The following is a 13,576-nucleotide window of genomic DNA, read 5'->3' as shown; positions in this document are numbered from 1 at the left end:
GCATCGCCAGGGCCCTGGCCGCTTACTTGCCGGCTTGCTTGTCCTTGCCGGCACCACGGCACCACGGCACCACGGCACCACGGCACCACGGCACCACGGCACCACGGCACCACGGCACCACGGCATCACGGCACCACGGCACCACGGCACCACGGCACCACGGCACCACGGCACCACGGCACCACAGCCTTATGGCTTCACGGCTTCACGGCTTCATTGCCTCAAGATTGCAGGACTCTCATCATGTTTGCTTCCCCAAAGCGCGCGTCCCAGTTGCTGCGCCGCCAATGCCTGCGCCGCAGCCTGCTGGTAGCCTTGCTGGCCGGCGGCGCAAACCTGGCCTGGGCGCAGCCGGCGGCTGCGGCCACCTGGCGGATGGCCACCGAATACCCGGCCGGCGCCATGCCTGGCGAAGGGCTGGCTACCTTCGCCGATGAGGTCAAGGCGCGCACCGCAGGCGCCATCGACGTCAAGCCCAGCTTYGACGCCAGCGCGGGMKTCAARTCCGCGCAGATGCCSGCMGCGRTGAAAGAAGGGCGGCTGGAGGGCGGSGAYGCCTTCGGYGGCGCGCTGGGCGCGGCGGATCCGCTGTTCCTGCTGTCGTCGCTGCCGTTCGTCGCCACCTCGGTGGATTCGGCCAGGCGCCTGGCCGAGCTGGCCCGCGCCGACTACGCGCGCGCCTTCGAGGCGCAGGGGCAGCACCTGCTCTACGTCACGCCCTGGCCACCCACCGGCTTGTGGTCGCGCAACGCGGTTGCCACGCTGACAGACCTGCGTGCGCTTTCGGTGCGCACCTATGATGAGACATCCACCGAAGTCATGCGTACTGCCGGCGCGCAGCCGGCCAACCTGTCGTTTGCCGACGCGATGCCGCGCCTGAAGGACGGCTCGGTCAACGCGGTGCTGTCCTCCGGCGACGGCGGCGCGGGCCGCAAGCTGTGGGACTACCTGCCCAACTTCACGGCCATTGGCTATGCGATGCCGTTGTCGTTCACCACGGTCAATGCGGCCACGTACGCGGCCTTGCCGCCCGCTTTGCGCGCCTCGGTAGACGCAGCCGCACAGGCGACCGAGCAAAAGCAGTGGGCGCGCCTGGGCACACGGCTGGAAGAAAACACCGCGCGCATGCGCGCCAACGGCGTGACCATCCAGGACAATCCCGCCCCGGCGGTGCAGCAGGCGCTACGCGATGCCGGCGCGGGCGCGGTGACGGCCTGGCGCGCGCGCGTGGGCAGCGAGCGCGCTGGCGTGCTGGATGTCTTCACGCGCTGATTCGCTAGCCGTAGCAGGCTGCGCGGCCGGCCGCGCGCGATGGTCTACACTGTCAGGTTCCAAGGCGCAGCGGGAACGCACCGTGCGCGCCTGACCTGACTTAAAGGCCTGAATACCGTGGCGGACACGCTGTTTTCCGAAGCTCCCGATCGTTCCCAGCAACCCCTGGCCGAGCGCCTGCGCCCGCGCAATATCGACGAGGTGATTGGCCAGCAACACCTGCTTGGCGCTGGCAAGCCGCTGCGGGTGGCGTTCGCATCCGGCGAGCCGCATTCCATGATCCTGTGGGGCCCGCCCGGCGTGGGCAAGACCACGCTGGCGCGGCTGATGGCCACGGCCTTCGACGCCGAGTTCATCGCGCTGTCGGCGGTGCTGTCCGGCGTCAAGGATATCCGCGAGGCGGTTGAGCGCGCCGAGCAATACCGTGCCCACGGACKGCGCACACTGGTCTTCGTGGACGAGGTGCACCGTTTCAACAAGAGCCAGCAGGACGCCTTCCTGCCGCACGTGGAAAGCGGACTGTTCACCTTTATCGGCGCCACCACCGAGAACCCGTCCTTCGAGGTCAACGGCGCCTTGCTGTCGCGCGCCGCGGTGTACGTGCTCAAGAGCCTGGACGACGCCGAGCTGACGCTGCTGGCGCGGCGCGCCAGCGAAGAGCTGGGCGGCCTGCAATGGGTGGACGAGGCGCTGCAACTGATCGTGGCCTCGGCCGATGGCGATGGCCGCAAGCTGCTCAACAATATCGAGATCGTAGCGCGCGCCGCGCGCAGTGCCGGCGCGCCGGTCATCGATAACGCGCTGCTGGGCAGCGCCTTGTCGGAGAACCTGCGCCGCTTCGACAAGGGCGGCGACGCGTTCTACGATCAGATCAGCGCGCTGCATAAATCCGTGCGCGGCTCCGATCCCGATGCCACGCTGTACTGGTTCTGCCGCATGATCGACGGCGGCGCCGATCCGCGCTATCTGKCGCGCCGCATCGTGCGCATGGCGTGGGAGGACATCGGCCTGGCCGATCCGCGTGCCGCCCGCATCACGCTGGATGCCGCCGAGACCTACGAGCGGCTGGGCTCGCCGGAAGGCGAGCTCGCGCTGGCGCAAGCCCTGATCTACCTGGCCGTGGCGCCCAAGTCCAATGCCGGCTACAACGCCTACAACACCGCGCGTGCTTTCGTGGCCAAGGACAAGTCGCGCGGCGTGCCGGTACACCTGCGCAACGCGCCGACCAAGCTGATGAAAGAGCTGGGCTACGGCCACGCCTACCGCTACGCGCACGACGAGCCCGAAGCCTATGCCGCCGGCGAGCACTACTTCCCCGACGACCTCAAGCGCCCCGGCTGGTACAAGCCCACGCCGCGCGGGCTGGAAGGCAAGATCGGCGACAAGCTGCGCCACCTGCGCGATCTTGACGCGCAGTGGCTCCGCCAGCAGGGCAAAGGCAAGGGCCGGGACGAAGGCGGCGGCGAGGGCGGCGGGGCGCAATAACGCGCATCGCCCCTGGCCGGCGGCGTGTCCCCGCGAACAGCGGGCGATCCGCCCGCCTGTTCTCCAGCCGGCGGATCGGCGTGGGCCCGGGCCAGTACAGTAAAATGCCAGATCCGCCAGCATGTCGCTGGCCAATGCACCTGCCCTCACACGCAACATGCTAGACATCCAGCTGTTCCGCAAAGACATCGACGCCGTGGCGCAACGCCTTGCCACGCGCGGATTCCAACTCGACGTAGCGGCCTTCCAGGCACTCGAAGCCGAGCGCAAGCAACTGCAGACCCAGACCGAGGAGTTGCAGGCGCGCCGCAACAGCCTCTCCAAGCAGATCGGCATGCTCAAGGGCAAGGGCGAAGACGCCTCGGCGGTGATGGCTGAAGTCGGCGGCATCGGCGACGCCCTCAAGGCCTCGGCCGCGCGCCTGGAAGAAATCCAGGCCCAGCTCGCCGAGATCATGGAAGCCATCCCCAACCTGCCGCACGAAAGCGTGCCGGTGGGCCGCGATGAGACCGGCAACGTGGAAGTGCGCCGCGTCGGCACGCCGCGCAGCTTCGACTTCGAGGTCAAGGACCACGTCGACGTGGGCGAGCGCCTCGGGCTGGATTTCGATACCGCGAGCAAGGTTACGGGCTCGCGCTTTGCCATGCTGCGCGGTGGCATCGCACGCATGCATCGCGCGCTGGTGCAACTGATGCTGGACACCCACACGATCGAGCACGGCTACACCGAGATGTACGTGCCTTACATCGTCAATGCGGCCTCGATGCGCGGCACCGGCCAGTTGCCCAAGTTCGAGGAAGACCTGTTCAGGGTGCCGCGCAAGGTCGGTGGCGAGAACAGCGAGGGTGGCGAGCGCACCGAGAACTTCTACCTGATCCCCACGGCCGAAGTGCCGCTGACCAACATCGTGCGCGACGCCATCGTGGCCGGCGACAAGCTGCCGCTGCGTTTCGTTGCCCACACGCCTTGCTTCCGCTCGGAAGCCGGCTCCTACGGCCGCGACACGCGCGGCATGATCCGCCAGCATCAGTTCGACAAGGTCGAGCTCGTGCAGGTGGTACAGCCCGAGCACTCGTTCGACGCGCTGGAACAGCTCACCGGCCACGCCGAAGCCATCCTGAAAAAGCTCGACCTGCCGTTCCGCACCGTCGCGCTGTGCACCGGCGACATGGGCTTTGGCAGCACCAAGACCTATGACCTCGAAGTGTGGATCCCCGCGCAGGGCACCTACCGCGAGATCAGCTCCTGCTCGAACATGGGCGACTTCCAGGCCCGCCGCATGCAGGCCCGCTTCCGCGCAGGCCAGGGCAAGCCGGAACTGCTGCATACGCTCAACGGCTCCGGCCTGGCGGTTGGCCGCACGCTGGTGGCGATCCTGGAGAACTACCAGAACGCCGATGGCTCGCTGACGGTGCCGGCCGCATTGCAGCCGTATCTGGGCGGCCTGACGCGCCTGGAGCCTGAGGCGTAAATTTTCACGCGAGGGGCTTGCAGTGGAAACAAGGTTTCCTCTATAATCTTGTTCTTCGCGACAAGCGACCCAGTTACCGGAGAGGTGGCAGAGTGGTCGAATGTACCTGACTCGAAATCAGGCGTAGGTGCGAGCCTACCGTGGGTTCGAATCCCACCCTCTCCGCCAGCAGTACGCAAAGCCCCACGATTCCTCACAGAGTCGTGGGGCTTTTGCTTTGGGGGTATAGTCTCGCGTTGCCGGCACTATATTGGTTAAGTGGCAACCGCCACGTCGACCAGAATGGAGGCAAGGCATGAGCCGGAACGCTCACTCCAATTCGAAGCGGCCATCCCCGAACATCCGCATTGAGAAACGGCACAGCAAGGAGAGCGAGGTGCAGGAGATGTCTCTCAAGGACCCGAAGATGGCTGAACCCGGCGCGATGCGTCAGCGCACGCATCGCAAGTAATGTAGCCAACGCGTAGCCAACCACGCAGTCAACCCTGCACACCCGCGCGGGGCCCGCAAGCGGCCCCGCGTAGTCAATGCACTATCATGACGCTGCTCCGATCTGAACAGCCGCTCATGACACAGTCTTCTTGCCAGCCTTCCCCGCACGCCTTGCCCGGCGCAGAGGGGTCCTCCGACTATCTCCACGGCATGCCMTATCGCCATTACAAGGGCGGCGCCTATGCCATGGTTGGCCTCGGCGTGATCGAGTCTGACCTGTCGCAGGTGGTGGTGTACGAATCGATGCGGGACCGTTCCCGCTTGTGGGTGCGGCCGCTGGATGTGTTCGGTGAAAGCGTGGACACGCCGCAGGGCACGCAGGCGCGTTTCGCGCCGGACTGGCCGGCCGCGCTGGCTTGCCTGGACTTCTTGCCGCGCGCGACGGTGTTGCAGGCGCTGGCCTGCTACGACGCGCCTTACCGGCATTACCACGATCGCCGCCACGTGCTGGAGATGTTTGCGCTGGCGCAGGCGCGCGGCATTGCGCTCACGCCCGCGCAGGCGCTTGCCGTGCTGTTCCACGACGCGGTCTACGTGCCTGGCTGCGAGCACAACGAAGCGGCGTCGGCCGCGTTGATCGAGACCATGGTGAGCGGGGTCGATGCGGCGGTGACAGCGCTGGCCGCGCGCATCGTGATGGATACCTGCGGGCATCGTGCATCGGTGCCGGAGTCCGAGGCGGTGCTGGATCTGGACCTGTCCCGGCTGGCTGCGCCCGACGCGGAATTCGACGCCTGGACCGTCGCCGTGTTCGAGGAAAACAAGGCGCTGCTGGCCAATCGCACTGGCCTGTCTGGCGATGCCCTGTACGCGGCATTCATGCCGCGGCGGATCGCGTTCCTGCAGGCGATGGCGCAGCGGCCACAATTGTTTCTCACGCCCGCCTTTGCCGATTGCGAAGCGCCGGCACGCGCCAATATCGCGCGCATGGCGGCGGGGGGCTGAGCCGATGATGGCTGCTCCCGTTCAAGCGCTCGCGGCCGTTCAGCCGGCTGGCGCGTCGTGGCTCACACCGGCAACCGCGCTGGGCGTGGTGGGCCTTCTCGCCTTGTTCGCGTTGTTGCTGCTCTGTGTGGTGCGCGGCTTGCTGCTGGTGATCCGCCCGCTGGTGCGCAGGCTCGATACCGCGCGCCTGCGTGGCCGCGATGCGCTGCGCGCGCGCGGCACGCAGCCATGGCCGCGCGTGGCCAGCATGCTGGAGCGCGATATCGTCGAGCTGCTCCTGTTGGCAGTGGGTGGTGTGCTGTTGCTGGCTTGCGCCGCCGTGTTGCTGTGGCTGGGTGAATCCATTGCCGAAGGCGCGCCGCTGGTGCAGGTGGACCAGGCGGTGTTCGCGCAGCTTCGCGCGTGGCAGCAGGGCTGGCTGGATACGGCCATGGTGGCGCTGACCGAGCTGGGCGGCGCGCGGATTTCCGTGGCGGTGGGCGTGGCGGTCTTTGGCTGGCTGGCGTGGCGCCGCGCCTGGGTGGCGGCAGCTTACTGGGTGGGGGCGCTGCTTGGCGCGCGCGCCTGCGTGATGGTGCTCAAGCTTGCCCTTGAGCGCAGCCGGCCGGCCAGCATCTACGGCGGCCTGGAGTCGTTCTCGTTTCCTAGCGGCCACGCCACCAGCAGCATGGTGACCTATGGTTTCCTGGCCTTCCTGCTGTGCCTGCGCCAGCCGTGGCGGGTACGGATGCCGGTGGTGGCGCTGACGGCGGTGGTGGTGACGCTGATCTGCCTGTCGCGGCTCTACCTTGGCATGCACTGGCTGTCCGACGTGCTGGCGGGCTGCGCGCTCGGCTTTGCCTGGATCGTGCTGCTGGGCACCGCCTATGCCACCCTGCATGCACCGGAACGCCTGGCGCCGCTGCGCCTGGGCGCGGTTGCCGCCGCAGCGGTGGTGGTGGTTGGCACGTGGATCGTGGTGTTCCAGTTGCCCGGCACGGTCGAGCGGTATCGTCGCGCGCTTACGGCTGGAACGGCTCCGCCGGCGGCAGCCGCGAAACCAGCAGCTGATCGATCTTGTGATGGTCGATGTCCAGCACTTCAAAGCGGAATCCCGCGGCCTCGATCGCTTCCGATTTCTTCGGGATCCGCTTGAGCGTGTAGATGACGAGCCCGGCGGCGGTGTCGACGTAATCCTCGCCGGGCAGCTCGTCGAGCTCCAGCGCCTTCTTCAGGTCCACCAACGGTGTGACGCCGTCGACCAGCCATGAGCTTTCGTCGCGTCGCACGATCTGTTCATCCTCGGTGGAGTAAATGATGTTGCCCATCAGCGCGCCGACGATATCGTCCAGCGTGACGATGCCCACCACCAGCCCGTACTCGTTCATTACCACCGCAAAGTTCTGGTGCATCTCGCGAAAGCGCGTGAGCGACTCGGTGAGCGTCAGCGTGTCGGGGATCACCAGCACGTTCTTGTCGTGGTGCTTGCCGATATTGCCGAGGTTGCCGATCACGCCGGTGGAATCGTCGGCGAGGAACAATTGCAGGATGTCCTTCGAATCGATGTAGCCCAGCACGTCGTCGAGGTTGTGCCCGCATACCGGATATTGCGCGTGCGGATAGTTGACCAGCTTGCGCCGCAGGCTGTCGGGCGACTCGTCCAGGCCAATGTAGACCACATCGTCGCGCGGGGTCATCACCGCGGTGACGTTCTTCGCGTCCAGCTCGAACACGTTCTCGATCAGGTGGATCTCGTGCTTGTGCAGCACGCCTGCCTCCGCCCCRGCATCGACCATGGCGGCGATGTCCTCCGAGGTGATCTGGTCGATGTGCTTGGTGGGCACGCCGAACAGATGCAGCGTGGCATTGGCGGCCCCGTTGAACACGTAGACCAGTGGCTTGAAGATCTTGATGAGCGTGAGCATCGGCCCGATCACCACCAGCGCGCAGGCTTCAGGAAACGTCATGGCGATGCGCTTGGGGATCAGGTCGGCGAACTGGATAAAGAGCAGGGTGACGATCAGGAAGGAGCCGACATTGGCGATGCGCTGGGTGGTGACCACGTCCAGGTAGGGCAGCAGCGCCGTCTGCACCAGGTCGGAGACATGCTTCTCGCCGACGATACCGGCCAGGATGGCCACGCTGTTGACGCCGATCTGCACGATGGTGAAGAAGTTGCCCGGCTCCTCCTTGAGCAGCATGATCTTGGTGGCGCGGCGGTCGCCACGCTCGGATAGCGTCTGCAGCTTGGTGCGGCGCGATGCGGTCAGCGCGATCTCGGAAATCGAGAAGAAGGCGCTGATCAGGATGAGGAGAAGCAGGATTAGGGCGAACATAGGTTTGGGAAAGCACCGTTCAGGCACTTTGATGATGGTGCACGGCGCACGGTACTGTCAAATTCCGCAACGGAGGCGGGACGTTTCATCTAGGGGCATGCTCAAAACTGACCGCCGGCGCTTCCAGCCGCTKCGGCAGCGCAGCAGCCAGCTCCCGTGCGGCGGCGGCAAACTGTTCGCGCATATCGTCGGCCAGGCTGGAGCTGCCGCGGTGGCTGGCGCGCAGCAGCTGGATCTCGAAAGGCAACGCGGGCTTGACCTCGTGCAGCGACACACGCTGCGGGTTTGCGCCCAGCGCGGTGTACTGGTCGAGCAAGGTGAGGCCCAGGCCGGCATCGACCAGGGCCAGCGCCAGCGAATAGGTCTGGACTTCCAGCGTGGAGCGCGGCTCAAGCGCATTGCGCGCCAGCGTCTGGCGCACCAGCAGCCCAAGCGAGCTGTTGTCGTCGTAGGCGATAAAGGGGCGTTCCACCAGCTTGTGCATCGGCACGTCGGCCCGCCGGCCACGGGCTGCCAGCGGCTCGCCGCGCGGCACCGCCAGAAGCATCTGGCCGCCAGCTACCGGTTCGCTGATGATGGCTTCGTGGCGCGGTGGCGAGAATGCGAAGCCCAGGTCGATCTGGTTAGCCAGCAGCCCTTGCACGATCTCGTCGGTGTGGTGGGTCAGTACCTGCACCTGGGTGTCGGGATGGCGCGCGCAAAAGCGGCGTACGGCGGGCACCAGCAGCGGATTGGCCAGGCTGGGCGTGGCCGCCACGCGCAGGCGGCCGGCGCCTTTGTGGCGCAGGCTTTCGGAGACGCGGCGCACCCGCTCGATCTCGCCATATAGCCGCTCGACATCGCCGTACAGCGCGCCGGCCTCCGGCGTGGCCTGCAGCCTGCCTTTCACCCGGTCGAACAAGCGGAAGCCGAGCGTGGCTTCGGCATGCTGCAGCACGCGCGTGACGACCGGCTGGGAGACGTGCAGCAGGCGCGCGGCCTCGCTGACGGTGCCGGTCAGCATGACCGCGCGAAAGACTTCGATCTGACGCAATCGCATGTGGCAGGGGAGAGCGCCGCAGCAAAGTGGCACCCATAGCCTAAAGACATATTCTTGCACGTATTCGCATTGGGCAAGGCGGGCTGCGTGGTCTACCCTGTGTCGGGTCGAAAAGGACCGGATCAAAGAGGCGGGTAATGAAGGTTGTGATCGTAGGGGCGGGCGTGATCGGGATGAGCGCGGCGTGGCGGCTGGCGGGCGACKGGCACGAGGTGACCGTGCTGKAGCGGCGCGGCGGCCCAGGCGAGGAAACCAGCTTCGCCAACGGCGGGCAGCTCAGCTATAGCTATGTGGCGCCGCTCGCCGGGCCTGGCGTGCTGGCCAAGGTACCCGGGTGGCTGCTGCGCCCCGATTCGCCGATGCGTTTCCGCCCATCGGGTGACCCGGCGCAGTGGCGCTGGCTGGCCGCGTTTGCACGGGCTTGCAATGCCTCGGCCAGCGAGGCCACCACGCGCAAGCTGCTGCGGCTGGCCTTCTACTCCCGCGACCTGATGCAGGCCTTTGTCGACAGCCAGCCGGTGGACTTCGGCTTTGCCCGGCGCGGCAAGCTGATTGTGCACCGCGACGCGGCCAGCTTCGACGCCGCCTGCCGCCTGCTCGATTACCAGGCCAGCCTGGGCTGCGAGCAGCAGGCGCTGGACAGCGGCGCGTGCGTGGCGCTGGAACCGGCGCTGGCCGGCATCCGCGGCGAGATTGCCGGGGCGATTCACACGCCGAGCGAGGAAGTGGCCGATTGCCATCGTTTCTGCCTGGCGTTGGCACAATTGCTGCGTGACCGTCCTGGCGTGTCGCTGCGCTTTGGCACCAGCGTGCTGGGCATCGAGCGCGAAGGCGATCGCGTGACCGGCGTGCGTACCGATGCCGGCATCGAGCGGGCGGATGCCGTGGTGGTGGCCGGCGGCATCGGCAGCGTGGCCTTGCTCAAGCCCTTGGGCGTGCGGGCACCGCTGTGGCCGCTCAAGGGCTACAGCATCACGGTGCCGATTCGCGATGGCGAGCGCGCGCCGCACATCAGCATCACCGATGCTGCGCGCAAGATTGTCTATGCCCGCATCGGCAACACTTTGCGCGTGGCGGGCATGGCGGACCTGGTGCGCGCGGATACCGTCATCGACCGTGCCCGCATCGCCACGCTGGCCTTTGAGACCCGCGCGCTGTTTGGCGACATGGCGCCGGGCATGGAGCCGGAGCAGTTGCAGCCCTGGGCTGGCCTGCGCCCGGCCACGCCGACCGGCCTGCCGATGGTGGGCCGGTCGGGCGTGCGTGGCCTGTGGCTCAACATCGGCCACGGCGCGCTTGGCTTCACGCTGGCCATGGGCAGCGCGGGTTTGCTGGCCGATGGCCTGGCCRGGCGCAAGCCGGCCATCGATGACAGGGATTTCGCCGCGATGCTGGCTTGATGGGCAGCGTTCCGGGGCAGTTTTTTTCGTTTGCATTACCGCTGAGCAACACCGCTTCACGACCAGGCAGTACCTCGAGCCCTTCCCACCCAAGGAGAAAACGATATGAAATCGCACGTCCCCTCCAACCGATTCTCCCGCTGCCTGCTGGCGGTTGCCATGCTGGCTGGCACCGCGGGCGCTGTCAGCAACGCGCACGCCGCCGACGGCGATACGCTGCGCAAGATCAAGGAAACCGGCGTGATCTCGCTGGGCTACCGCGAGTCCTCCATCCCGTTTTCCTATACCAACGGACGCGATGTGATGGGCTACTCGCACGAGATCCTGCTGCAGATCGTCGACAAGGTGAAGGCGCAACTGCAAAACCCCAAGCTTGAAATCAAGCTGGTGCCGATCACATCGCAGAATCGCATTCCGCTGATGCAGAACGGCACCATCGACATCGAGTGCGGCACCACCACCAACAACCTGGAGCGGCAGAAGCAGGTAGCGTTTTCCAACAGCCTGTTTGTCTACGGGCTGCGCATGCTGACCAAGAAGGATTCGGGCGTGAAAGACTTCCCGGATCTCAAGGACCGCAACGTGGTGACCACCGCTGGCACCACGGATGAGCGCCTGCTGGTCAAGATGAATGGCGAGAAGACCATGAACATGAACCTGATCAGCGCCAAGGACCACGGGCAGTCCTTCCTGATCCTGGAGACGGGGCGCGCGGTGGCCTTCGTGATGGACGAGCCGCTGCTCTACGGCGAGCTGACCAAGGCCAAGAGCGCCAATGACTGGACCGTGGTGGGCACGCCGCTSCAGACCGAGAACTACGCSTGCATGTTCCGCAAGGACGATCCGTCCTTCAAGGCGCTGGCCGACGGCGTGATCGCCGACCTGATGACCAGCGGCCGTGCCGAGCAGTTGTACAAGAAGTGGTTCCAGTCGCCGATTCCGCCGCGCAACATCAACCTGAACTATCCGCTGTCAGCCGACATGAAGGATCTCTACGCCCATCCTAACGACAAGGCGTTCCAGTAAGCAGGGCGGGGGCAGGGCAGGGCGAATCGTTATTGCTGTTCGACGCGAAATTGCGCTAGGCTAAAAGCCGGCTTGCGCGCTTGGCGGACCAACGCCGGGCCAACGCTTGCCGGACCGTTGCGGACGCCGTTGGCGTCGGCTGTGCTGACTGGAGAACATATGCGATCGCTTCGTACTGGCTGTCTCAACGTCCTGTTCGCCGTTTCGCTGCTCGCGGCCGGCGCCGCCGCGCAGGCCGCCGACCTGCTCGATGCCGTAAAGCAGGCCGGCGTGCTCAAGATCGGGCTGGAAGGCACCTATCCGCCGTTCAACTACCGCGGCAGCAACAACCAGCTGGAAGGCTTCGACGTCGATGTGGCGAAGGGCGTGGCGGCCAAGCTGGGCGTCAAGCCGGAATTTGTCACCACCGAGTGGAGCGGCATCATTGCCGGGCTGCAGGCCGGCAAGTTCGACGTGATCGTCAACCAGGTCGCGGTGACGCCGCAACGCAAGCAGGTCCTGGATTTCTCCACGCCTTACGTGTATTCGGCGGCGCAGCTCATCCAGCGCAAGGATGACAACCGGCAGTTCAAGTCCCTCGAGGACCTGAAAGGCAAGAAGCTCGGCGTGAGCCTGGGCAGCAACTACAACGAACTGGCCAAGTCGGTGGCCGGCATCGACGTCAAGACCTATCCGGGCGCGCCCGAGTACCTGCGCGACCTGGCCGCGCAGCGCGTGGATGCCGCGCTGAACGACCGCCTGATGATCGGTTACCTGATCAAGACGTCAAACCTGCCGCTGCGGCCCGGCGCGATTGTGGAAGGCGGCAGTTCCGAGGTGGCGATCCCCTTTCGCAAGGACAATCCGAAGTTTGCGCAGGCCATCGACCGCGCGCTCGACGAGATGCGCAAGGACGGCAGCCTTGGCAAGCTGTCGGCGAAGTGGTTCGGCAGTGACGTGACCAAGCCGGCCAGATAAGCGCGGGCACGCCTCCCGTCAGGGCTTTCCATGTCCGCTCTCCAGCTCGTTGCCGCATCGCTGCCCGTGCTGCTGCAGGGCATGCTGCTGACCATCAAGTTCGCGCTGCTGTCGATGATCTTCGGGCTGGTGATCGGCACCGTGGTGGCGCTGATGGGCATCAGCCACCAGCCCGTGCCGAAGGCCGTCGCGCGGGCCTACGTCAGCATCATGCGCGGCACGCCGCTGCTGGTGCAGATCTTCGTGGTGTATTACGGCTTGCCGGGCATCGGCATCGCGCTGGAACCCACCCCGGCGGGCGTGTTGACGCTGAGCCTGAACGTAGGGGCGTATCTCTCGGAGAGCATGCGCGGCGCCATCCTCGGCATCCCGCGCGGGCAGTGGCTGGCGGCTTACAGCCTGGGCCTGACGCAAGGCCAGACCTTGCGCTACGTGGTCGGCCCACAGGCGCTGCGTCTGGCGGTGCCGAGCCTGTCGAACAGCCTGATCAGCCTGATCAAGGACACCTCGCTGGTGTCGGTGATCACGGTGACCGAGCTGCTGCGCACGGCGCAGGAGGTGATTGCCGCGACCTACCAGCCGTTGCCGCTTTATCTTGCCGTGGCTGCTATTTATTGGATGCTTAGTACGGCGCTGGCGCATGTGCAGCGGTTGTTGGAGAGGCGGCTTTCGTTGCCGGGGAGGCATTAAGGGTGTGGGGGGATAGGTGGTTTTTGATTTGGGCGGCGTTGGTGGCTTGTACGCAATGGCCGTATGACGTCGCTCTGCGGGGGCTATGGTTTTTTTGGAGCGGCGATGGCTTTTGCACCCAAGGGCCATACGACATCCCCCTGCGGGGGCTGCCGGTCACTCTTCTTTGCGTCGGCAAAGAAGACTAACGAGAAGAAAGCCGACCCTGCCGGGCGCAGAGCAATAAGGCTATTTGGGCCTCGGTGGTTTCGTCGTACGGCCCTGAGTGTCGGCGGGCTTCTGCCGGTGCCGGCTTGACTGGCCACGAACCTGCCGGCTTCCAGGATTCGTGGTGCGGCCCCCGGTAGCGGACATCACGTGCTTCAAGCCGTCTGTCGCTCGCGCAGTGGTCGGCCACGAAGTTGCAGGCGCACCGGTTCCGTCGTGGGCGCGGTGGCACCGCCTTGATTGGCCCGAGACCTTCACCACCGCGCCCGCCCCACCA

The 13,576-nt window shown here is 66.2% G+C and carries 12 protein-coding genes, 1 tRNA gene and 1 pseudogene; 11 read left to right on the top strand and 3 right to left on the bottom strand.

The window, feature by feature from the left end:
* Window positions 1-22: 22 nt before the first annotated feature.
* The gene (locus tag AC1DS3_RS11090; RefSeq protein WP_477127163.1) at window positions 23-166 is read right to left on the bottom strand and encodes an acetate permease; all 144 of its coding nucleotides are present in this window, start codon (window positions 164-166) and stop codon (window positions 23-25) included.
* A 77-nt stretch (window positions 167-243) separates the two neighbouring features.
* Between AC1DS3_RS11090 and AC1DS3_RS11085 the strand changes: the two genes are divergently transcribed.
* The 7 genes and pseudogenes from AC1DS3_RS11085 to AC1DS3_RS11055 all read left to right on the top strand — a co-directional run.
* Window positions 244-1,272 (top strand): TRAP transporter substrate-binding protein, encoded by a 1,029-nt coding sequence (locus tag AC1DS3_RS11085; protein ID WP_477127162.1) that lies wholly within the window; start codon window positions 244-246, stop codon window positions 1,270-1,272.
* Between the two features lie 117 nt (window positions 1,273-1,389).
* The gene (locus tag AC1DS3_RS11080; RefSeq protein WP_477127161.1) at window positions 1,390-2,757 is read left to right on the top strand and encodes a replication-associated recombination protein A; all 1,368 of its coding nucleotides are present in this window, start codon (window positions 1,390-1,392) and stop codon (window positions 2,755-2,757) included.
* A gap of 157 nt (window positions 2,758-2,914) precedes the next feature.
* On the top strand, window positions 2,915-4,228 hold the full coding sequence (gene serS / locus AC1DS3_RS11075) for a serine--tRNA ligase (protein ID WP_477109628.1): 1,314 nt from the start codon (window positions 2,915-2,917) through the stop codon (window positions 4,226-4,228).
* Between the two features lie 78 nt (window positions 4,229-4,306).
* Window positions 4,307-4,396: transfer RNA gene (locus tag AC1DS3_RS11070), tRNA-Ser, on the top strand.
* A gap of 127 nt (window positions 4,397-4,523) precedes the next feature.
* Complete coding sequence (locus AC1DS3_RS11065; RefSeq protein ID WP_174423244.1) at window positions 4,524-4,679, top strand: hypothetical protein; 156 nt, start codon at window positions 4,524-4,526, stop codon at window positions 4,677-4,679.
* A 116-nt stretch (window positions 4,680-4,795) separates the two neighbouring features.
* On the top strand, window positions 4,796-5,665 hold the full coding sequence (locus AC1DS3_RS11060; RefSeq protein ID WP_477109627.1) for a DUF1653 domain-containing protein: 870 nt from the start codon (window positions 4,796-4,798) through the stop codon (window positions 5,663-5,665).
* 4 nt (window positions 5,666-5,669) lie between these two features.
* Window positions 5,670-6,509 (top strand): annotated as a pseudogene (locus AC1DS3_RS11055) (phosphatase PAP2 family protein); the annotation flags it as partial.
* A 157-nt stretch (window positions 6,510-6,666) separates the two neighbouring features.
* On the opposite strand, the gene paeA reads toward AC1DS3_RS11055, so the two are convergent.
* Window positions 6,667-7,980, bottom strand: a complete 1,314-nt coding sequence (gene paeA / locus AC1DS3_RS11050) for a polyamine export protein PaeA (RefSeq protein ID WP_441640777.1) — start codon at window positions 7,978-7,980, stop codon at window positions 6,667-6,669.
* Window positions 7,981-8,065: 85 nt separating this feature from the next.
* Entirely contained in the window at window positions 8,066-9,019 is a 954-nt protein-coding gene (locus AC1DS3_RS11045; RefSeq protein ID WP_477127160.1) for a LysR family transcriptional regulator, read from the bottom strand.
* Window positions 9,020-9,156: 137 nt separating this feature from the next.
* Here AC1DS3_RS11045 and AC1DS3_RS11040 point away from each other — a divergent pair, with 137 nt between their 5' ends.
* From AC1DS3_RS11040 to AC1DS3_RS11025, 4 genes are all read left to right on the top strand, one after another.
* Complete coding sequence (locus tag AC1DS3_RS11040; protein ID WP_477127159.1) at window positions 9,157-10,419, top strand: D-amino acid dehydrogenase; 1,263 nt, start codon at window positions 9,157-9,159, stop codon at window positions 10,417-10,419.
* A 105-nt stretch (window positions 10,420-10,524) separates the two neighbouring features.
* Window positions 10,525-11,445 (top strand): glutamate/aspartate ABC transporter substrate-binding protein, encoded by a 921-nt coding sequence (locus AC1DS3_RS11035; protein ID WP_441640774.1) that lies wholly within the window; start codon window positions 10,525-10,527, stop codon window positions 11,443-11,445.
* 159 nt (window positions 11,446-11,604) lie between these two features.
* A complete protein-coding gene (locus tag AC1DS3_RS11030) occupies window positions 11,605-12,402 on the top strand; it encodes a transporter substrate-binding domain-containing protein (RefSeq protein ID WP_441640773.1) in 798 nt (265 codons plus the stop codon).
* A 30-nt stretch (window positions 12,403-12,432) separates the two neighbouring features.
* A complete protein-coding gene (locus tag AC1DS3_RS11025; protein ID WP_174423239.1) occupies window positions 12,433-13,092 on the top strand; it encodes an amino acid ABC transporter permease in 660 nt (219 codons plus the stop codon).
* Window positions 13,093-13,576 lie beyond the last annotated feature (484 nt).

The sequence above is a fragment of the Cupriavidus sp. 01L46 genome (assembly GCF_056399905.1).
This window is presented reverse-complemented; position numbering and strand designations above follow the sequence as displayed.

Excerpts from the sequence above, each read along its gene's own strand:
- AC1DS3_RS11025 (WP_174423239.1), top strand. The coding sequence starts at position 12,433 with ATGTCCGCTCTCCAGCTCGTTGCCGCATCGCTGCCCGTGCTGCTGCAG.
- AC1DS3_RS11030 (WP_441640773.1), top strand. The coding sequence starts at position 11,605 with ATGCGATCGCTTCGTACTGGCTGTCTCAACGTCCTGTTCGCCGTTTCG.
- serS (WP_477109628.1), top strand. The coding sequence starts at position 2,915 with ATGCTAGACATCCAGCTGTTCCGCAAAGACATCGACGCCGTGGCGCAA.
- AC1DS3_RS11065 (WP_174423244.1), top strand. The coding sequence starts at position 4,524 with ATGAGCCGGAACGCTCACTCCAATTCGAAGCGGCCATCCCCGAACATC.